Annotated in this window: 18 protein-coding genes; 16 read left to right on the top strand and 2 right to left on the bottom strand. The window is 70.9% G+C overall.

Features of this window, described 5'->3' with window-relative positions; genetic code table 11:
• Positions 1-111 precede the first annotated feature (111 nt).
• From OHB41_RS49990 to OHB41_RS49975, 4 genes are all read left to right on the top strand, one after another.
• The gene (locus OHB41_RS49990; RefSeq protein ID WP_266709117.1) at positions 112-1521 is read left to right on the top strand and encodes a DNA cytosine methyltransferase; all 1410 of its coding nucleotides are present in this window, start codon (positions 112-114) and stop codon (positions 1519-1521) included.
• Positions 1522-1541: 20 nt separating this feature from the next.
• Positions 1542-2420, top strand: a complete 879-nt coding sequence (locus OHB41_RS49985; protein ID WP_266709115.1) for a Mom family adenine methylcarbamoylation protein — start codon at positions 1542-1544, stop codon at positions 2418-2420.
• A gap of 87 nt (positions 2421-2507) precedes the next feature.
• Positions 2508-2846, top strand: a complete 339-nt coding sequence (locus OHB41_RS49980; RefSeq protein ID WP_266709113.1) for a hypothetical protein — start codon at positions 2508-2510, stop codon at positions 2844-2846.
• Between the two features lie 118 nt (positions 2847-2964).
• Positions 2965-3639 (top strand): helix-turn-helix transcriptional regulator, encoded by a 675-nt coding sequence (locus OHB41_RS49975; RefSeq protein ID WP_266709111.1) that lies wholly within the window; start codon positions 2965-2967, stop codon positions 3637-3639.
• Positions 3640-3904: 265 nt separating this feature from the next.
• Here OHB41_RS49975 and OHB41_RS49970 read toward each other — a convergent pair whose 3' ends face one another.
• Complete coding sequence (locus OHB41_RS49970) at positions 3905-4105, bottom strand: hypothetical protein (protein WP_266709109.1); 201 nt, start codon at positions 4103-4105, stop codon at positions 3905-3907.
• Positions 4106-4149: 44 nt separating this feature from the next.
• Positions 4150-5142: a hypothetical protein gene (locus OHB41_RS49965; protein WP_266709107.1), complete on the bottom strand. Its 993-nt coding sequence runs from the start codon at positions 5140-5142 to the stop codon at positions 4150-4152.
• Between the two features lie 238 nt (positions 5143-5380).
• Here OHB41_RS49965 and OHB41_RS49960 point away from each other — a divergent pair, with 238 nt between their 5' ends.
• From OHB41_RS49960 to OHB41_RS49905, 12 genes are all read left to right on the top strand, one after another.
• Positions 5381-5626 carry a hypothetical protein gene (locus OHB41_RS49960; protein ID WP_266709105.1) on the top strand — a complete coding sequence of 82 codons (246 nt, stop codon included), beginning with the start codon at positions 5381-5383 and terminating at the stop codon, positions 5624-5626.
• A gap of 594 nt (positions 5627-6220) precedes the next feature.
• Positions 6221-7150 carry a conjugal transfer protein gene (locus OHB41_RS49955; protein ID WP_266709204.1) on the top strand — a complete coding sequence of 310 codons (930 nt, stop codon included), beginning with the start codon at positions 6221-6223 and terminating at the stop codon, positions 7148-7150.
• Positions 7147-7476, top strand: coding sequence for a hypothetical protein (locus OHB41_RS49950; protein ID WP_266709103.1), 330 nt, complete (start codon positions 7147-7149; stop codon positions 7474-7476). Before OHB41_RS49955 ends, OHB41_RS49950 begins: the two co-directional genes overlap by 4 nt.
• Positions 7477-7496: 20 nt before the next feature.
• Complete coding sequence (locus tag OHB41_RS49945; RefSeq protein WP_266709101.1) at positions 7497-8042, top strand: hypothetical protein; 546 nt, start codon at positions 7497-7499, stop codon at positions 8040-8042.
• Positions 8039-10780 (top strand): ATP-binding protein, encoded by a 2742-nt coding sequence (locus OHB41_RS49940; protein WP_266709099.1) that lies wholly within the window; start codon positions 8039-8041, stop codon positions 10778-10780. The genes OHB41_RS49945 and OHB41_RS49940 overlap by 4 nt, the downstream gene beginning before the upstream one ends.
• 32 nt (positions 10781-10812) lie before the next feature.
• Positions 10813-13110 carry a hypothetical protein gene (locus OHB41_RS49935; RefSeq protein WP_266709097.1) on the top strand — a complete coding sequence of 766 codons (2298 nt, stop codon included), beginning with the start codon at positions 10813-10815 and terminating at the stop codon, positions 13108-13110.
• Positions 13107-14255, top strand: a complete 1149-nt coding sequence (locus OHB41_RS49930; RefSeq protein ID WP_266709095.1) for a C40 family peptidase — start codon at positions 13107-13109, stop codon at positions 14253-14255. The genes OHB41_RS49935 and OHB41_RS49930 overlap by 4 nt, the downstream gene beginning before the upstream one ends.
• Entirely contained in the window at positions 14252-14884 is a 633-nt protein-coding gene (locus OHB41_RS49925; RefSeq protein WP_266709093.1) for a hypothetical protein, read from the top strand. The genes OHB41_RS49930 and OHB41_RS49925 overlap by 4 nt, the downstream gene beginning before the upstream one ends.
• The gene (locus OHB41_RS49920) at positions 14860-17484 is read left to right on the top strand and encodes an ATP/GTP-binding protein (RefSeq protein WP_323138640.1); all 2625 of its coding nucleotides are present in this window, start codon (positions 14860-14862) and stop codon (positions 17482-17484) included. The genes OHB41_RS49925 and OHB41_RS49920 overlap by 25 nt, the downstream gene beginning before the upstream one ends.
• 5 nt (positions 17485-17489) lie before the next feature.
• The gene (locus OHB41_RS49915; RefSeq protein ID WP_266709200.1) at positions 17490-18383 is read left to right on the top strand and encodes a replication-relaxation family protein; all 894 of its coding nucleotides are present in this window, start codon (positions 17490-17492) and stop codon (positions 18381-18383) included.
• Between the two features lie 257 nt (positions 18384-18640).
• Complete coding sequence (locus OHB41_RS49910) at positions 18641-19261, top strand: hypothetical protein (RefSeq protein ID WP_266709091.1); 621 nt, start codon at positions 18641-18643, stop codon at positions 19259-19261.
• Entirely contained in the window at positions 19261-20151 is an 891-nt protein-coding gene (locus tag OHB41_RS49905) for an ATP/GTP-binding protein (RefSeq protein WP_266709089.1), read from the top strand. The genes OHB41_RS49910 and OHB41_RS49905 overlap by 1 nt, the downstream gene beginning before the upstream one ends.
• The last annotated feature ends 17 nt before the right edge of the window (positions 20152-20168 follow it).

Raw genomic sequence — 20168 nt, 5'->3', positions numbered from 1 at the left:
CCCGGACCCGGCCCTCGCGCTCGCGCTCGCGGTCAGGGCGCCAGTTCGCGCCATTGCATGCGGCCGTCCCTCGCTGCCCCTCCCCTCTCACTGAAGATCTGGAGCTCGATCATGTTCGTCACCCTGACCGATCTGTTCTGCGGCGCCGGCGGCTCGACCTGCGGCGCTCTGCTGGTCCCCGGCGTCCGCGTGGTGATGGCTGCCAACCACTCCCGGCACGCCATCGACACCCACCAGCACAACCACCCGACCACGGATCACGACTGCGCCGACATCTCGCAGGTTGTACCGACCCGCTACCCGCGTACCGACATCCTGTGGGGCTCCCCGGAGTGCACGCACCAGACCCGGGCCAGCGGCCGCAAGCGCGGCCACGGCGAGTTCAGCGGCGGTCTGTTTTCCACCGACGGCACCGACGAGGCAGCCATCCGCTCCCGGGCCACCATGCACGACATCGCACGCTTCGCCGAACACCACCGCTACCGGGCGATCATCGTCGAGAACGTCCCCGACGCCCGCTGGTGGGGCCCCGAAGAAGCCCCCGGCTTCGCCTTCGACAACTGGGTGCGCAGCGTGGCCCTGTGGGGCCCGTACGAGTACCGGATCATCTACCTCGACTCCGCGCACGCCCAGGCCGCCGGACCCGGCTCGCGATCGCGCCGGCCACGCATGTACGTCGTCTTCTGGCGCAAGGGCGACCGCAAGCCCGACTTCGACAAGTGGCTCCGCCCGTATGGCATCTGCTCACGGCACGGCGGAGTTCGTCTCATCCAGGTGTTCAAGCGCACAAGGGTGTGCAGCCCGGAACGGCCGTGGGGCGTGTACGGCATCAAGAACGGCCAGTACTGGTACCGCTGCCCCGACCGCCAGTGCAGCGCCATCCCTGTTGAACCGCTGGTTCGCGGGGCCGCGGAGGCGATCGACTTCACGCTGCCCGCGCGGACCATCGCAGAGCGGAACAAGCCGCTCGCCCCCAACACCATGCGCAAGATCAGCGACGGGTGGGACAAGTACCGGCAGTTGCACGGCCGTGGAGCGCTGATCGAGCCTTACATGATCGAGCTGCACGGCGGCGGGTCGAACCACCGGCCGGCCAGCCGCCCCATGTCGACGCTCACGGCCGGAGGCCTGAACCACGGAGTCGTCTTCGCCGACCCGGCAGCCCACGCCCTGCTGCCGTACTACGGAAACAGCTCCACGCAGCCGGTCACCGCCCCCATGCCCACCCTCACCACCCGGGACCGACACGGACTGATCGGCTACGCCGCCAGCCTGGAAGAGTGCCGCTACCGGATGATCCGGCCCCGAGAGGCAGCACGGGCCATGGAGTTCCCCGAGGAATTCGTCTTCCTCGGCGACCGCGACCAGACGATCGAGATGATCGGCAACGCCGTCACCATCAACGCCGGCCGCGACCTGGTCGGCATGGTCGTCGAAGCGCTGACGGGCCAGGACATCGAACTCCCCGTGCGCAGCGAGCCCGCTCTGGCGGCCCCTGCCGGCGAGAGGGCGACGTCGTGACGGAAGCCGCGCAGGAGGTCTTGCCGTTCGAAGGCCTCGCCGAGATACCGAGCGCCTCCCCCTGGTGCCAGCGATGGCGCGAGGGACAGCACTCCTGGAGGCACGTGCGGGACGGCGGGTTCGACGCGCGCCGGTACCGGGTGGACGTCATTCCGGACGAAGAGCCCGGCAAGCAGTTCGTCCTCACCCACCACTACTCCCACTCCTACCCGGCAGTGAAGATCCAGTTCGGGATGTACGACGTCTCCGGACGCACGCGCCGCCTCGTTGGCGTCGCCGTGTTCGGAGTGCCGGTCAACACCGACGTCCTGACCAAGCCGTTCCCTGACCTGCGGCCCTTCGCCCAGTCCGTCGAGTGCTCCCGATTCGTGTTGCTCGATGAGTGCCCCGGCAACTCGGAGAGCTGGTTCCTCGCGCGCTGCCATGCCGCACTGCTCGACGACGGCGTGCGGGGCGTCGTTTCGTTCGCCGATCCTGTCCCCAGGCGCACCGCGGCCGGTGTCCTGGTGATGCCTGGGCACGTCGGGACGATCTACGCGGCCACGAACGCGGTCTACACGGGCCGGGCCACAGCCCGCACCGTGAAGGTCCTGCCCGACGGCACGGTCTTCAACGACCGGACCGCACAGAAGATCCGCCGGCAGGAGCAGGGACACCGGTATGCGCAGGAGCAGCTCATCAGGCTCGGAGCACTGCGGCCGCGCCCCGGCGTCGACCCGGCCGTGTGGCTGCGCGACGCCCTGGCCGCAGTCGGCACCCGCAACGTCCGTCACCGAGGCCCCCACCGCTGGGTCTTCCGGTTGGGCAACACGCGCCGTGAGCGCGAGGAGATACGGCTTGGCCTGCCGGCACGCCAGCCCCATCCCAGGCAACCCGACGCCGAGAACGTCCGGTCCTGATCACCAGGCGCGGAGCGACGACGTTCCAGCTCCGCGCCCCACTCACCGCCCCCTCGGCGGTCCCGTCTGAAAGGCATACTGACTGTCATGGCCACCATCACGGAGCTCCTCCTGCAGCTCGCCGCCGAGTCCGCCACCGCGGCGGAAGCACGGCTGCGCCGACTGCTGTACGAGGGCAACGCGCTCTACCACCAGGGGCTTGAGGAGACGCGGACCGAGCTCGCGGATCGCTTCCGCGGCCTGTCCACCGGTCAGTTGTGTGAGGACAGCGCGGAGGCTGGCTTTCCCGGCGCCGAGAACCGGGAGGAGGCGTTGAGCCGCCTGGCTCTTGCCTCGTGGCAGCACACGCCGGGCGCGATGGCGTTCGACGAACTGGCGGCGCATGCCGCGCGCCAGGGTGTCTGTCTTCTCGCTGAGCGGTACTGACGCTCAGCGATCGTGGGGAAAGGCTGCGCCGGCGGCTGGACACCCCTCCAAATTTGGTGCCATTATGAGCTTTGGGTCGGAAGGGCCGTCCCGTCTCGCGAGAACGGATGCGACCACCATGGCCGGCAAGCCGAAGAAGCAGGACCCCGTCGACTCCCAGGAGCTCGCCGCGGAACTGGGGATCAGCGCCGGTCGCATCAACTCGCTGTACGCCAAGCGCGCAGAGAACGAATTCCCCGCCCACGTCGACCAGCGCGGCCGCGCACGACTGTGGGACCTGGACGAGGTCCGGAAATGGCACGAGGGCAGACAGCCTTCGCGTCTGGAGGAACTCTCACTGGTCGGCGATCCGGACGAGCTTCTGAACGCCTCGCAGGTCGCGAAGGTGTTGGGCTACAAGAACAAGAGCCAGATCACCACCTACCTGAAGGAACACCCGGGCTACTTCCCCGAGCCCGACGAAGTCGAGCATCTCGGGACCTACACGCGGAAGTGGTGGCGCCGCCGGACCATCGCCGACTGGCGTGCCGGCCGGCCCGGCAAGGGCAAGCGGGCCGGAGCAGCGCGTCAGGCGCCTGCGTTGCCCGACGTACCGGCCGATGGGGATCCGGACGAGCTGCTGTCAGGGACCCAGGCCGCGGCACTGCTCGGTTTCAAGAGCCTCAATTCCTTCAGCAGTTCGCGGTCCCAGGGCAACCTGCCGCTGCTGGACGAGACCGACGGGCTCACGCCCCTCGGCAGACGCGCTTGGACACGCCGGCGCGTCCTCGAGCAGAAGGCGCAGCGCGGCTGACGAGGCGGGTAGATACACCGCCTCCCACAATCGCGGTTTTCGGGTATTGGGGATCGTTGTCCCCCGCTTGGGCCCGGAGACTGCGCGATGGCCGGTATGGCGTGGCTCGCCACCACGTCCCGTGCCTGGCTTCGACCCGGCGCGAGCCGGTCATCGTTCGTGGAGCCCCGCCCACTCGGGCGGGGCTCCACCCGTTGCGCAAGCGGGAACAGTGCGGAATTCCACGCATGGCTCGTGGCGCGTCGGCGCAGGCGGTGTTCTTGCTTCAACGCTTGCTGTACCGCTGCATGACCTGGTTGGCACCCCAGCCGCCGGCCACCGCGGCCCCTGCCGCTGCCGCCCAGGTGAGTGTGGAGGGCGCCTTCAGGGCGGATAGCAGAAGTCCGGCCAGGCCGAAGGCGACGGTCGCTCCCAATATCAACAGCCAGAACCTGAGCCGTTCAGCGAACCAGGGATCCTGTCTCATTGCTCTGCCCTTCCTACCAGGTGTCTCCGCCAGGACGCTTGCGGCTACCGCCGCGCCTGGGTGTCCGCATACCCCTTCACACTGCTTGTCTGCTCTGCCGAGCCGGCGTGAGTCGGAGGGCTGGCGCATCTCATGAGGGGACTTCCCTTCTGGTGTGAAGTGCCGTACGTGGTCTGGTGTCCTTGCCCCATCGGTGGGTGGGGGGCGGGCGGGTAGGGGCCGAGCGGGCCGGCGGGTGCGTGGCGCTGTCCTTGGGTAGTCGGGTTGGCTGGGCGTGTGAGGGTCGAGGTGACCTGGTCGGCGAGTTGGACCATGAGCCGCTCGCGGGCGATGAGCGCTGCGGATGCGGTGAGGGTGTCCTGGTCATGCAGCAGTCCTGCGGCATCCCACAGCACGTGCTGGCCGATCTCGGCTGGCCGGGGTAGGTCGTGGCGGTCGGTTCGGGTGTCCGCCCTGGTGAGGACGGTCTGCAGGGCGGTGAGGCGCTGGAGGTAGCGGACCGCGGCATCGCCACGGATGGTGCGCACGTGCTGTCGGGCCTGGGCGTCGAGGTTCCCGGGAAGGCGATCTGCCAGCATCGGGGCCACCAGCACGGCCGGCAGGATCACGTCCCACGGGGCGCCGTGCACCACGACGAGGAGACCGGCAGCGAGGCTGGCGAGCGTCACGGCGAAGACCCAGAGACGCAGTGCCCACGGGATGCTGGGGTGCAGGGCGATGCGGCGGGCGGGGCGCCGGGTCAGCCAGCGCACGGCCAGCCGCTGTATGCGGGTCGCTGCGGGGTCGAGAACGCTGATCAGGTGGGGGATGGCGGGGAGCGTGCCATCGGTCGGAACGGTCCAGGCGAGCCAGCCCCACCGGGCGCGCTCGTTGATGAGAACGTGTCGGCAGTCGGGCGGGCAGCCGTCGTCCCGTCGATGGCTGGTGCGCAGAGCGCGGGAGCGTTCGGTCTCCCACCGGTGCGGGTCGTTGGCAAACGGGCGCGGGGACTGCGGGTCGGCTGCTGGCGAGGCGTGGATCGTGTGGTCGGTGCTCACGGGGTGGTTGGTCCTTCCTGGGCTTTGGCGGAGGCGCAGGTGGCGCAGCGTCCGTCTCCGTCGGGATGAGCGCGTCTGCGGGTGGGACCGGGGCAGGTGCGGCACAGGGGCCAGTCGAGGCAGGCCGGGCAGAGGTCTTGTCCGTCGGCTCGTCCGGGCGGCCGCATCCGGCGTACTCGGTGAGCGCCCGGTAGGTGAGGGCTTCGCCGACCGTGTGCGGTGGGTGCAGGGCCGGTCGGTGACCGGCTCGCCGAAGTCCAGAGCGGGGGTGGTCCAGCTCTGGGGCGGAGGCAGGACGGAGGCTGCCCGGATCCTGGCGGCGACGATGGCGCCGACGGACGTGTGGATGTCGTCGGGCACTGGCCGGCCGGCGATGATCTGGTCGACTGAGGAGGCGGGCAGGGTGCTGTGCGCCGATCGGCAGGAGCACGGCGCCGCCTGGCGAGAGCGTGCCGTCGGCCGGCAGTTCGTCTGGGCTCGCTGACGTGGGGTACGGCGGCGTGCCGTTGAGTGGCTGAGTGCGCGTGCATGGCCTGACCTCATCGCGCAGGCCCCACCGATCTGGCACCCACCGGACCCACCCACGGGTCACGATCCGGCGACGGCAGCAGTTCACGGTGCGCAATTGGAGACCTCCAGGGGCTGCACCGGCCGTCGCTTGCGCAGTGAGCGTCTTCTTGTCTCGCGCCGTGTTGCGCAGTCAGTGGGACTGAAGCCCGGCTGGGCGCGCGTGCCGTCCTGGTTGCGCAGTGCTCGTCGACCCAGCGATGTCGGCGTTGCGCAGCCGGACGTCATCGCCCTCTACGGGGTGCGCAGTCGCTGTGTTGAGGACGCGGAGGAGGGTGCGCAGCTGGCGGCGCGCAGCCGGTTCTCGTGGCCGGCGGCGGGCTGTTGGGCGTCGGGTTGGTCGCGGTGATGGAGGACCGGTGGGGGCACTGGTGGGGCCCACCAGTGCCCCCACCGGTCCTTCGTAGCGCTTTCGTGATCGTGGTGGGGGCTTGGTGGTGGGGAGATCGGTGGGGGGTGGCCGCTTGCCTCGGGTCAGCACGAATTCCGTTCTGACCTGGGAGTGTTCGAGATGGCCTCAACGATTCGGTCGCGCGGAGGGCCAGGCCCTTCGTCGATGGCTGGCCTGTCGCTGCGTCGCATGCATCGCAACGTCCGCATCGGCCGGGCGCTCCTGTGGGCGGCCGTCGCCAGTGGTCCACTCGCCCTCGCTGTCGCCCTGATGCCCGCACCGGCGGTCGTGCCGACGGCAGTTGCGCCGCCGGCTCAGCGAACGGTTGCGCAGCCCTCGCAGGATCCGTCCGGCTACGCGGAGCTGTTCGTGTCGTCGTGGCTGCGCAGCAATGCGCACGACGAGGAGTCTGCGCAGTCCCGCCGTGCACGGTCGATGGCGCCGGACGTCGCGCTTCCCGAACCGGCCGCCGTTGCGCAGTCGCGACTGGAGGGGGTGCGGTCGGTGCGCAGTGTGAAGGACGGACGCAACTGGGTGGTGACGGTGGCTGCGCAGTGGGCGAACGGATCCGTGCGCTACCTCGCGGTGAAGGTTGCCACCGGGGCGGGCGGCAGCACGTTCATAGTCGACGGTCCACCGGCCGTGGTGGCCGGCCCGTCTGTTGGCACGGCTGCGGTGTCGGCGTTCCGGGTGAACGTGCCGTCCGGTGCGCTGTCGTCGACGGCGGCTGAGTTCCTGCGCAGCTACCTGACGGGCGTGGGAGAAGTCGACCGCTACCTGGCGCCGGGCACGACGCTGGCGGGGCTTGCGGTCGGTTCGTTCACCGCGGTCGACGTGGGGGAGGTTCTGTCGGCCGACGAGGCCGGCGCCGGTGCAAAGGTTCCCGCCGACGGCACACGGGCTCGGGTCGAGGTGGCGGTGACCGCCCGGGCTGAGGGCGGGGTCACGTGGCCGCTCAGGTACGAGCTGACGCTCAGCGCCCGCGACGGGCGGTGGGAGATCGCCTCCCTGGACTCCGCAGCCGCCTCCCCGGCGGGAGGTGCGCGATGACGAACGGGCACTCGCTGGTGACGGCCGGGGCGCTCGCCGACCTCGGGAACTCCTGGATCGACATGCTGCAGAACTGGGTGACCAAAGGGCTCCCCGTCGTGCTGCTGCTGATCGTGGTCGTGTACGCGCTGCAGCGGTTCTCGCTGAAGGCGGCGATCGGCGCCCTGATCCTGATGGTGTTCGCGCTGGGCATCTACATGGCCCGCAACACCTTGGCGGGGATGGTCCAGGACGAGGTCGACCACCCGAAGTCCGCTCCCCTATCCGTCGTGCAGCCGTGGCCTCCCGTGCCGGTGCCGCCCGCGGTGACGGGACGTGTGCTGTGACGGCGCCCGATCAGGAGCGAGTGAGCCGGTACTACACGACGGCCCGGCGGCACCCCTGGGTGCTGGGCAAGATCGGCGACTTCAAGCTGATCCTCGGGCCCTACACCCCCGCGCAGATCGTCGTCGGTGCTGCGGGCGCCGTTCTCCTGGGTGCGACGACGGCGTGGTGGACGTGGATGGGGCCGCTGCCCCTGGTGGCGTGGGTGGCCGCGATCTGGCTGGTGCGCAGCCCGCGCATCGCGGGTCGGGCGCCGTTCCCGGCTGCCGTTGGGTGGTTGTCGCTCGCCGCGCAGCCCGCGTCCGGGCGGCTGCGCGGGAAGGCGGCCCGCGATGCCCGCCCCTGCGCCCTATACGGCGGGTTCGGCATCGAGGGCCTCGAGGCCGCAGGCGTCCGGCCGGCGCGCGTCGCTGCCCGTTCTGTGGTCGCCGGCCGGGGCCGGGGGGAGCGCCGGGTGCGGTTGCCTCGCCGGGACCGCCGGCCGGCGCCGGTTGCCGCAGCACGGAATTCGGCGGTGCAGCGACTGCTGGCCCAGGCGGCTGCCCGTCGTGAGGGGGGATCTCAGTGAGGGTGTCGATCCGGCACATCGCCGGTCATCTGGTGTGGACGGCGCACGGCACAGTGTGGGCGATCTACCGCCTGCATCCCGGCCCGGGCGGGGATGGCCGCAGCGCCGAGTCGGTACAGGGGGCGTATCTACCCGCGCAGGTGAGGGACGAACTGATCGCGAAGGCCGCCCACTTGGTGCGGTCCTTGGCCCTGGCCGGCTCGCCCCGCCTGTACGGATTGTGCGCGCAGGTCGATGCCGGTGAGGTCGCCCTGAAGATGCTGGAGGGCGCGGACGCCACGGCGGCTCCGGCCAAGGCCTCGGGCATGCACCCGTGGGCGGAGGTCGCCGATGCCGCCCTTGATCTGCTGGCCGACCAGGAGATGCATCAGCGGACGTTGTGGCTGGCCGTCCCCCTGGTCGCCGAGCGGGGCAGCATGCAGAGGTCCGCGACAGCCGGAGCGCTGTGGGCCGAGCTGTCGGCGTCGCTGGGGGTGAAGCCGGCCGCGGTGACCCGCCGCGACGTGGCCGCCTACCGGCAGTTGGCGGAGCAGGTCGAGCAGCAGCTGACGGGGTCGGTGTCATTCCGTCCCGCAACGCCCGCGGAGGTCGTGTGGATGGTGCAGCACGCCCTGTGTCGGGGCCTGGATGAGCCGCTGCTGTCGCAGGCCGCCGCCAGTCCGCTGTATGGCGGGCAGGTGAGGGGCGAGTACCTGCAGTCCCCCAGCTACGCGGACCTGGGTCAGGTGCGGCTGCTGGAGGGCGGAACGGACGGGCAGCGCGCCCAGGACGAGGACCAGGACGTCGTGGAGGACGGCAGAGTGCCGGGCGCGCGCGGCCGCCGTCCGGAGCGCGGCCGGCGTGGCCGGGATTCGGCGGGGCCGTGGTGGCGGCGTGGTGACAGCTCGCCGCTGGTCCGGCGCTGGCTTCAGGTGGAGACGGAGCAGGGCGTGGGCTACCAGGCGCATCTGGCGCTGGCGGAGTGCCCGCCTGCGGTGAGTGTGGAGTCCGCTGATCTGTTCGCGCAGTTGGAGTCGCTGGAATTCCCCGTCGACTTCTGCGTCGACCTGACGATCGTGTCCGCGGACAAGGCGCGGCGCCAGGTGCAGCGCAAGAAGACCGAGCTCGTCGACCAGTCGGACCAGTACGCGGCCCGGCCCACCGGAATGCCCGCCTCGCTGCTCAGTGCGGCACGGGACCTGGGTGATCTGGATGCCCGGCTGGCCCGCACGAGTGTCGAGGTCGAGGTCCAGTCGGTCACGACGCTGTGCGTGTGGGGGCCCGACCCCGCGGTGTGCGACGGGCGGGCCCGGGCGCTGGCCTCGGTGCTGGCGATGGCGGACTACCGTGCGGTCCGGCCCGCCGGGATGCAGGAGTCGCTGTTCACGCTGGGCCTGCCGGCCACCCCCCGCCCGCCTGCGGTGCGCGAGTTCGTCCAGCACCAGGTGTCGGAGGACTGGGCGATGCTGGCGCCGCTGACCTTGAACGAGTGCGGTGACCCGGGCGGGATGCTCCTGGGCGTCGACTTGGACTGCGGGACCACCCGCCCGGTGCTGCTGAACATCGCCGATGCCCCCAAGGCCGATGCGTCGGCGTCCCTGGCGGTCGTCGCCGACCCGGGCGCGGGCAAGAGCGTGCTGCAAAAGCTCGTGACGCAGGCCGTCGTGGACCGCGGCGGCCGCGCGATCTGCATCGACCGCACCCCCTTGCGGGAGTGGGCCACCTTCGCGCGCAGCGCGGCGCCGGGCCGCTGCCAGGTCATCGACGCGGCGGCCGCCGGTCTGTCCATCGACCCGCTGCGGATGTTCCCCGGCCGGGCGCAGGGCACGCACTACGCGCTCAGCTACCTGACCCTGCAGTTGGGCATCGGGCCGATGACGGTGGCCGGCGGCGTGCTGCACCGGGCGGTCGAGCTGGCGGCGCTGCGCGCCCAGCCGTCCATGCAGCAGGTCATCGTCGAGCTGGAGGACATGGCGGCCAGCGCCGACGGCACGCGCCGGGATGCGGCGGCCACTCTCGTGGACCTGCTGCGGATCGTCGCGTCCAATCAGCTGGCCTCGATGGTCTTCGATCCGGCGCTGGAGCCGGTGCAGTTGGGCGACGATGCCCGCGCGGATCTGATCGTCATCACGACCGCGGGCCTGACCCTGCCGCCGCGTGAGGCCATGGCCAACCCCGAGGTCCTCAAGCAGCAGCCGCTGGAGGCTTTGATCGGCCGGGCGGTCCTCTACCTGATCGCAGCGATCTCCCGGCAGACGGCCTTCGAGGACGTCTCCCGGTTCTGCGCGATCGCGATGGACGAGTTGTGGTGGCTCTCCAGTTCCTCCGAGGGTGAGGCCCTCATCAGCGAGGTCCTGCACGACGGCCGCAAGCACTTCGCCGGCCTCATCGCCGGCGCCCAGGACGCTCTCGAACTGGGCAAGGACCGCGGCCTGTTCGCCTACCGCGCGTGCGGACGCACCAGCGACCGCGAGCGGGCCCGCCGGGCCCTTCAGTTCGTGGGACAGAACCCGGACGACCCCGAGATGCTCCGCCTGGTGACGACGGGCCTGTCCCCCGTCGGGCACCGCGGCCGCGAAGGCGAGATGCTGCTGACGGCTCCGCGGATGAACACCTCGCGCATCAAGGTCCTCATCCCCGAGGTGCAGCGCCTCAAGGACGGTGTCACCACCACGCCCGGGCAGCGCCCCCACCCTCTGCCTGCCGTGCCGGACGCTGCCGTCACGCCTGCGGGCCGCCAGACGGCGGGTGCGTCGTGATCGGCCACCGGGGCCTTTGGACGTGGCCCCTGATGCGCCGCCTCGATCGCGGATCGCTGCGGGCGGCTGCTTTCACGGTGGGTATCGCGTGCGTGTTCCTGCTGGTCAACAGCCAGGTCGCCTACGCCGCCGACGGCGGGGAGGGGCTGCTGTCGCCGCTGAACGTGGACAGTTCCGAGGGCGTGCCGATCGACGGATACGAGCTGTCCGCGCAGGGCGGTTCGGTGTTCTCCCTGAAGTCGAATGCGTACGCGTTCATCATGTCCGGCCTGTTCACCCTCATCCGGCTGGTGGTGGGGCTGTCCTGCTGGGCCGTCGAGTTCGCCTTCCGCTTCCCGCTGATCAAGCTGCTGGCGGCCCCGGCGCAGAAGGCGGCCGACTCCTACAACCACGCGGTCGTCGACACTCTCGGGCTGAAGGGACTGCTCCTGGCGTGGGCGTTCGCGTTCGGTCTCGTCCTGTTCGTGCGCGGGAAGATCGGCAAGGGGCTCGGGGAGATCATGCTGACGCTGCTGATCGCGGCGTTCGCGGCGAGCGCGTTCGTCCGTCCCGACTACCTGCTCGCCCAGGACGGGCCGCTGGCGCAGAGCCAGCAGGCGGCCGCCGAGGTCGCGCAGGCCACGGTCGCCTCCCACGACTGGGGCGGCAAGATCAGCTCCAGGGGCCCGTGCGACGGCATGGCCGGCAACGCCGAACTGAAGTGCCTGAAGGTGGAGGACGCCAGGCCGCTGACCGCGACCGAGATTGCCCGGCCGATCGAGGACTCCCTCACCAACGCGCTGGTCGTCAAGGGCTACATGCTGCTGGAGTACGGGCGGGTCCTGGACCCCGGCAAGCCCGCCGACCGCACGGCGTACGCGGTGCACCTGAAGTGGGTGACCGGCGGCTACAAGCCCGGGCCGATGGACGACAAGACGAAGAAGGCGTGTTCCCTGGTGCGCGGCGCGCTGCGCAAGGTCTGCGAGGAGGAGCACACCGGAGACGGCAAGTCCGGCAGCGTGAAGCTCCCCGACTTCACGCCCGGCGGCCAGTTGCTGGACAGCGTCACCCCCGTGCTGAGTTCGGAGGACGCCCGGTTCGCCGCGTTCCTCGCCGACATGAAGAAGGCCGGCCCGGTGGGCAAGGCCTGCGCCGACTACGCGGCGGAGCCCAGCGGATCGCGGGCGGCCGGGACGCTCATGCTGCTGGTCGCGGCGCTGCTGATCTGCGCCATCCCGCTGTCCGCGTCGGTAGTGCTGCTGGGCACGCAGGCCGCTGATGCAGCCGCGGCCGCCGTCGGCGGGGTGACGCTGGTGTGGTCCATGCTGCCCGGCCCCAGCCGGCAGGCCGTGTGGAAGTGGCTGGCGCTCCTGGCGATGAGCATCGCCCTGATGTTCGTGACCTGCATGTTCCTGCCGTTCTACGGCATCGGAATCGACGCGGTGTTCACCGACGGGCCCGATCTGCCTGCCGAGCGGCTGCTGGCCCTCGATGTCGTCGGGGTGGTCGGCGCGGCAGCCCACCGCCAGCTCCTGAGGTCTGTGACCACGTTCGGCCAACGCCTCGCGGTCCGGATGCGGTACGCGAAGGTCGGCGGCACTCATCTGCCGGGCGACAGCTCCGAGTTCGGGGCCGCGCTCGCCGTCCACGCTGCGGGAACGGGCGCCGGCGGACTCGGCGGCGGTGGATCGCTGACCGGCGGTTCGTGGCTGGGAACCCGGCACCGGATCATGCAGTCCGTGTCAGGGCTCACCGACGGCACAGGGACACCCCTTCCCACCAGCCGGATCATCAACGACGCCGGAGCCGAAGTATCGCGCGGGCTGGCCCCGCTCGGCCTTGCAGCCGGGGGCGCGCGGCTCGCCGCGCGCGGCACCTGGGGCCTGCTCGTCGGCCGGCGTCCCGAGGAGCCCGCTCTGGAACGGCTGCGCAAACCGGTCGCCGACGCCGACGCCCCGCCCGGCACCCAGCCCCACCAGGGCCAGTCGAGCCCGAACGGGCAGCCTGCTCCGGGCAGTGGGCGGATGCCGCACCGACAGGGCCCGCGCGACCGGTACCGCAACGCGGAGGGCCAGATCTGGGACCACGACACCGGCGACCTGCTGCACGAACAAGAGAGCGACCGGACGCTGCTGTCGACCCGGGCTCACAACCGGCTCGTCCGGCTGCGCGGCTACCGGGCGGTGCACCGCACCGGCCGCATCGCCTACGGAGCGACGCTGGGCCTGCCACGCACGGTCCGCACCGCGCGCACCCGCTCCACCGAGTACCGCGACGACGTGAACCAGTTGCTGCGCGTGTGGGGCCACACCACCCGCCAGGATGCACACAGTTGGCGAGGCCGGCCATGACCGGGCCCGCGCCGGCTCCCCGGCGCCGTCTCAAGCGGTGGCTGCTCGCCGCGCTTCTGCCACTCCTCGCCGCAGGATGCTCCGCTCTGCCGCTGATGTCCACGATGAACGCGCTCACCGCGGTCGCCGCGGCCGGCAGCGCCAGCGCGCTTGGGATCGGCGACGAGAGCGGCAGCGCCGCCGACATCCGCCCACGGATGCTCACGGCGTACAAGAAGGCCGCCACCGGCATCGCAGGGCAGGTCCCCCGCTGCAAGGGCATGACCTGGCCGGTGCTGGCCGGGATCGCCAAGGTCGAGTCGAACCATGCAGCCGGCCGCTCCATTTCTGCGGCCGGGGACATCCGGCCGAAGATCTATGGGGTGCTGCTGAACGGCTCCGGGTCCGGCGGGAACACCACGTCGTTCCCTGACACCGACGGCGGGAAGTGGGACGGGACGGCGAGCGGCGAACGGGCCGTGGGCCCCTTCCAGTTCCTGCCCTCCACCTGGGAGAGCACCGGCCGCGACGGCAACAGCGACGGCGTGCGCGATCCGCACAACGCCGACGATGCCGCCCTGGGGGCAGCCGTGTACCTGTGCGGGCACGGCCGCAACCTCACCGACGTGGCCCAGCTGCGGTCAGCGATCCTGCAGTACAACCACTCCGGGACCTACGCGGACACCGTGCTGGGCTGGATCAGCCGGTACCGGTCCGGCGCCCCGGGGAACCTGTCCGGGTCGGTCGCCACCGTCGTGAACGCGGCGCTCGCCGAACGCGGCGCGCCCTACTCGTGGGGCGGCGGCACCACCCGCGGCCGCAGCTTCGGGATCTGCTGCACCCCGAGCGGGAAGTCCGGGGTGTCCGTCTTCGGCTTCGACTGCTCGGGCCTGACCCTGTACGCGTTCGCCAAGGCCGGCATCCGGCTGCCCCACAACGCCGACGCCCAGGCCGCGTTCGGCCGGCGCATCCCGGCCAGTCTCGGCCAGGACGCGTTGAAGGCCGGTGACCTCGTCTTCTTCGCGGACGGCTCCGGGGTGATCTATCACGTCGGTATCGCGCTGGGCAGCGGCACGATGGTCAACGCGCCGCGTCCCGGAACGGTCGTGCGCGTCGACCCGATCGACGCCATGTCCGGCTACGCGGGAGGAGCACGCCTCCTATGAGATCAGGCCGTGTCTCCGGGCGCCCGTGGTGGCTGCTGTGCTGCGCAGCCCTGTTCGTTTGCCTCGCCGGCTGGCTCCTCACCCCGCGCTCGCCCGTGTCCGCGCCTGCACCGACGACGGCACAACCGCAGGCGAGCGGGCCGGACTCCCCCGGCCAGACGAGGCTCGCGGCCCCGGCCTCACCGCAGGCGACGGCGGCACCGTCCGCGAGTACGGCCGCCGCATCTTCGGCGCCGAGCCCGGCACGCGAGGTGCCCACGTCGCGCGTCGACGGCGCGGTGCAAAGCCGCCTGGAGCGGTCCTGGCCAAAAGATCTCCCGACGGCCACGGCGCTCCGTCTGGTCCGCGACGGTGAAGCGGTGCTGCACGCGGATGCCACCGGCAGCGGCCGCGACCGGTGGCCAACGGCCTTCGGCACCTCCCGGCCCGGTGCGGGCGAGTTCACCCGCCTGCGGGTCCAGGCGGCGATCGCCCGCCGCGACGGCAGCAGCCGGCAGGCCGTGGTGCACCTGGTGTGGGCCGGCACCGACCCGGGAGGCAGCTACGCCGAAACCCGCGTCACCGACATCTACTTCACCCTCACCTCCACGAAAGGACACTCGGTGTGGACACCGCAGCCGCTTCGCTGATTCCGCTGGCCGCCCAGGGCCTGTCCGGCTGGGTTCTTGTCCCCCTCAACGTGGCTCTGTGGCTGGCCTACCACTGGTACTGGCTCGTCCTGGCCCTGCTCATGGCCTGCGCCGCCGGCGAGTGGCTGGTCCGGCGGCTCGCCGCGAAGGCCTCCCAGGAACGGATGGCCCTGGAACTCGTCCCGGCCTCGCACTTCGACCCCGGCTTTGAGGAGATCTTCCGCCGCGGTGTGGAGCTGACCCGGGCCTCGACGTCGCTGCCGTGGTGGGCGCCGCGACGCAGCAAGTCGGTACGGATCAGGTTGCGCGCCGACGGGGCCCATCCGCTCGTCTACCGCGTCGAAGGTCCCGCCGGGGCCGAACGCCTGCTGAGGACAACACCGTTCGGGCCGGCCGTGCGCACCACCCGGGGTGCGGCGCTGCGCGAGACGCCTCACGAGCATGAGGTGCGCGCAGAGTTCGTTCTGCGAGGCAACCCGGTGGCCGAACTACGGGAGGTGCCGCTGGTCCCCGATCCGCTCCAGCCGCTGATCGACGCCGTGGCCGACGTCCGGGCCGAGCTCGGAGACCTCGCCGAGGTGTGCATCGACCTACAGCGGGCCCCCAAGTGGGCGCTGCGTGCACGACGGTTCCAGGTGATGCAGCGGGCCCGGCAGGACGAGCAGCGCGAGACCGCGCGGACCTGGCGGCTGATGCACCAAAACAGTCTGCGCTGGGGGGATTCCCTGCTCGGTGAACTGGAGCAGCTGGCCACGCGAGGCGGGCAGCCGAGGGGACGGGAGATGGGTCGGGTCCTGGCGCCCCCGGCGCCGGAGCGAATCGACCGGGAAGAGGTCCTTGGCAAACTGGCGCAGGACGACCACCTGGTGCGCGTGCAGATCCTGGTGCGCTGTGCCTCGAACGTGGAGGGCCGGGCGTACGCACGCCTGTCGCGGATTCAGGCCGGCTTCGATGTGTTCGGGGGGTCGGCTCGCTGGGCGATGCGCGGGCTGCGGATCGGGCCGTGGCGGCTGGGAGCCGATCGGTGGCCGCACCGTCGTCACTTCGACTCGCGCTGGGACACCGGTCAGTGCCGGCCGCCCGGCGCGAACTGGGTCCGCTTGAACGAGTTGCTGGGCTTGCTGAAGCCTCCCACCGTGCACAGCCGTCTTCCGGTGCTGCCCGTCCAGCTTCCGACGTTCGAGATGGGCAACCGGTCGCTGCTGCTGCAGGGCTGGTACCGGGGCCCCGACGGGCAGCGCCGCCAGGTCGCCACCCATGCAGAGGAGACCTTGTTCGCGTTGTCCCTGGGCAAGGCGGGCGGCGGCAAGACGGAACTGGCCCTGGCCCAGGCCATCGCGTACGCGCACGCCGGAGGGGGACTGCTGTTCATCGACCCGCATCACGACTCGTGGCAGCGAGGCGCCCCGTACCTGGCCCACCCCGCCGTGGCGGACCGGATCGCCCGAATCGACCTTCGGGGCCAAGGGGGCGGGGTGAGCTCCTGGAATCCGATCAGCATGCACCACAGCCGGGCCCGCCACGAAGTCGTCGAGGACGTCGTCGACGCGTTCGCCTCCGCGTTCGGCTGGGACGACGCGTCCGCCCCGCGCGCCCTCGCCATCTTCACTGAGGCACTCACCGTGCTGACCACCATCAACGCGGCCGCCTGCCGCCTGCAGCGGTTCGATGACCAGGCCACCCTCTTCCACCTCCGGCCGCTGCTGACCGACGACGCCTTCCGGGCGGAGGTGCTCGCGGCCGTGGCCGATGACCTGGACAGCGAGTCCCGCGCCTGGTGGCACACCGTCGCCCCGACGCTGCCTCCGGACGCCTTCACCGTCATCCTCAACCCACTGGGCCGGCTGGCAGCCAATCCCATGACACGGGCGTTCCTCGGCCAGGGGCGCGGCGTCTACGACATCCGCTCGGCAATGGACCACCGCATGGTGGTGTGGATCTGCACCGCGGGCAGTGGGCCCACCGACCGTCTCGTGGTCGCGCTCATCGCGCGGGACCTGCTGCGGGCGGGACGCTCCCGCATCGACACGCCAGAAGCAGAACGGGTGCCCTTCCGCGGCTACCTCGACGAGATGATCACGCTGGCCGGCTCCGCGTCCGGATCTTTGGCCAGCATGTTCGAAGACTTCCGCAAGTTCCGGATCCACCTGCACGGCATGACCCAGCTACTCGGCCGGCTACCGCAGTCGGTGCAGCAATCCCTCGTGCAGAACGCCTCCACGCTGGCCACGACCCGCGGATCCCGGGCAGCGGTCACACCCATCACGGAGGAGTGGGGCGGCTATCCGGCCCCTGCGCACGTAGCCGTGCTCCCGCAGTACCACCACTACGCGTCATTCACCGTGCACGGACAGCGCATCGGCCCGATCCGCATCGAGGGCCCGCACTTGGACGACGTGTTCGCCGACCTGGCCCGCCCCGGGAAGGTCGCAGCCCTGGAGGCGGCGGCCGACGCACGAGCGCAGGTCCGGCCCCTGAATGAGCTCACCAGGCAGGCCAACGAGCAGCTGACCCGGGTACGCAGCCTTCTTTCCAGCCTCTCCTCCGTTTCCACGGCCAGTTCGTCCACCAGCCTGATCAAGCAGAGGGACTACCAGTGACCGCCATCCCTACCCGTGACGGCATCTTCGTGCCTGCAGTCCACGAGACGCTGCCGCAGCAGATCATCGCCGCTCTGGCTCAGCACCGGATGGCCACCGCAGGCCAACTCGGGCACCTGCTCAGGCCCGACTCTGCTCGGCAGACAGTGTCGCGACCGTTGAACCGGTTCCGCCGCGAAGGCCTCGTCGACTTCGTGCCCCTGCCCAACTCGCGTGCCAGGGCCTGGTTCCTCACCGCTGAGGGCGCCCAGCTCGTACGAGACCTTCCCCATATGCGGGGACGGCCGGCCCCGCCCGTGACCTCGCGGACCGCGGCTTCCCTGAAGACCGCCCACACCCTGACGGCGGTACGCACCCATTTGGCGTTCGTCGCCGACGCCCGTCGCCGGGGGGACGAACACGACTACCTGGACTGGACTCCGGAGGTCGCCCACGCGTTGGGGGACCGGGAGCGGCTCATCGCTGACGCATTGATGCACTACGTGCTGCACGGGCAGGACGGCCGGCGCACGAAGCTCCGGTGCCTGGTCGAGGTGGACCGTGCGACCACCAGCAGTGAGCGGCTGGCCCGCAAGCTGATCGACTACGCCCGCCTGCACACCTATGCACCCTCCAGGCAGCGGACCCGGCAGCCGCACGTTCCGTTCTGGCAGCGGTCCTACCCTGTGTTCCCGCGCATTCTGTTCGTGCTCACGGGCGCGAAGCCCGTACGGCTGGCGAACCGGATCGAAGACCTTCGGGCGATGGCCGCAGAACATCCGTTGGTGGCTCCGTTCGCCCGGGCCGTGCCCATGGGGGCAGCGGTGCTGGAAGAAATCGAGGAGCACGGCGCGACCGGTCCGGTATGGACGCCGTTGAAAGGGCACGGCGGCGACCAACGCTCCTGGACCGATCTGTGACCCGCGCCACACCATTTCGAACCATCACAAGTGCACAGATCGCCTTGTCGACATAGAGCCTCTTGTGTGCCCCGGTACGCCCGCGAATGCCCGGTTCAAGTCCCCGTTTCTGCTGGGCAGTTGACCACCTGCTGCGTAGCCTGCCGACTACGGAAGCACATCACCGCAGGTGGGACCAGGCCGCGCCAGGCGGTTGCCGTCGGTGCAGGGCGATCGGAGCAAGGGGCATGTTCATTGGAGCCGTTGGGGGAGACATCGTGACATCGCACGCCGGCCTTCGGGGCCGCTTCACCGTTCGCATCCGAAACCGCGCCGTCGCCGCAACGGGCGCAGTGCTCTGCCTAGCCCTCCCTCTCACGGGGTGCAGCGACGACGGCAGCAACGATGCGGCCAAGCCGGCTACCCCGTCGCAGTCCCGGGCCTCGACCATCGCGCCGTCGCCCGCGGATCCGCAGGCGACGGAGACGAAGGCGGTCCTGTCCGCCTACTCCAGCTACTGGCAGGAACAGGTCACCGCCTACAAGACGGGCTCCGTCAACGGCACCCGGCTCAAGAAGTACGCCGCCGGAGCGGCAGTGGCCCGCGTGGAGAGCGACCTGGCGTCCATGAAGGCCAAGGACGTCACCACCAACGGCCGCCCCTCCCACGACGTTCGGGTGACCGCGCTCGCGACGAGCAAGCAGGTGCCGAGCGCGACCCTGTCGGACTGCCTCGACATCTCTGACTGGAAGTGGACCTACCGCAAGTCCGGCGCGGCCGTTCCGTCGCCGAAGACCCAGCTCACCCAGTACCGGACGATCGTCAAGGCCGAGAAGTGGGGGAACCAGTGGATGATCCTCAGCGCGACACCGCAGGCCACGAAGTGCACACACGGCTGATGAAGCGGCTTGTTCCTCTCGCCGCGTTCACGGTTCTCGCCGGGACGGGTCTCACCGGCCAGGCCGCGGCCCAGCCCCACGCCGGTGGCGGCATGTGCACCACGCAGCCCGGGAGTTGGGTCTCCGTGTGCGCCGACGACCACACCGCCCACGGCGGCACTCCCGGCCACAAAGGCGCAGCCACCAAGCCCGTCGGGAAGGCCGGTACGGCGCCGCCACCATGTGTGGTGCAGAAGATGTCGCCGCAGCCTGCCGCGGGCAGCGCCCTGTGGGACGGACACCGGCCGGGTGACGGCGCCGTCTACACCCGGGTCTGCCCCGCGGGCATTGCGGGCGCGCAGGCTGCGGGCAGTCTCATTCTGCCCATCGACACCTTCTGGTCGGCCACCGCACCAGCGCCCGCCGTCGACCCGCGGGTCCTGGCCCAACAAGCCGTGGACAAGATGCTGCTTGAGGGCCCGGACATCGAGATCAGCCCCCGGCCCGGGGGCACCGGCCTGGTCGGGATGCCGGTGTGGATGGCGGCGGGCCAGTCTGCCACCACCTGGGGCCCGAACACGGCGAATGCCTCGGCAGGCGCGGTGACGGTGACCGCCACAGCGAAGGTGTCGCAGGTGGTGTGGTCGATGGGGGACGGCACGTCGGTGACCTGCCACGGCCCCGGCTCGGCCTACAAGACGTCATTCGGGCTGCGGAAGTCCCCCACCTGCGGACACGTCTACGCCCAGCCCTCCAGCACTGCACCCTCCGGCCGATACCGGGTGACGGCGACGGCGACGTGGGACATCGACTGGCAGGTCGACGGCACCGGCGAGGCCGGGCAGCTCACCGAGGTCCGCACCTCCGCCGTGACGCTGACGATCGCCCAATCGCAGGCCCTCAACTCCTGACCTCCAGTTCACGGTTC

This window comes from Streptomyces sp. NBC_01571 (assembly GCF_026339875.1).
Classification (GTDB): domain Bacteria; phylum Actinomycetota; class Actinomycetes; order Streptomycetales; family Streptomycetaceae; genus Streptomyces.
This window is presented reverse-complemented; position numbering and strand designations above follow the sequence as displayed.

Coding starts and splice junctions, on each gene's coding strand:
- OHB41_RS49950 (WP_266709103.1), top strand. CDS start 7,147: ATGACGAACGGGCACTCGCTGGTGACGGCCGGGGCGCTCGCCGACCTC.
- OHB41_RS49955 (WP_266709204.1), top strand. CDS start 6,221: ATGGCCTCAACGATTCGGTCGCGCGGAGGGCCAGGCCCTTCGTCGATG.
- OHB41_RS49905 (WP_266709089.1), top strand. CDS start 19,261: ATGAAGCGGCTTGTTCCTCTCGCCGCGTTCACGGTTCTCGCCGGGACG.
- OHB41_RS49980 (WP_266709113.1), top strand. CDS start 2,508: ATGGCCACCATCACGGAGCTCCTCCTGCAGCTCGCCGCCGAGTCCGCC.
- OHB41_RS49975 (WP_266709111.1), top strand. CDS start 2,965: ATGGCCGGCAAGCCGAAGAAGCAGGACCCCGTCGACTCCCAGGAGCTC.
- OHB41_RS49970 (WP_266709109.1), bottom strand. CDS start 4,105: ATGAGACAGGATCCCTGGTTCGCTGAACGGCTCAGGTTCTGGCTGTTG.
- OHB41_RS49990 (WP_266709117.1), top strand. CDS start 112: ATGTTCGTCACCCTGACCGATCTGTTCTGCGGCGCCGGCGGCTCGACC.
- OHB41_RS49930 (WP_266709095.1), top strand. CDS start 13,107: ATGACCGGGCCCGCGCCGGCTCCCCGGCGCCGTCTCAAGCGGTGGCTG.
- OHB41_RS49935 (WP_266709097.1), top strand. CDS start 10,813: ATGCGCCGCCTCGATCGCGGATCGCTGCGGGCGGCTGCTTTCACGGTG.
- OHB41_RS49925 (WP_266709093.1), top strand. CDS start 14,252: ATGAGATCAGGCCGTGTCTCCGGGCGCCCGTGGTGGCTGCTGTGCTGC.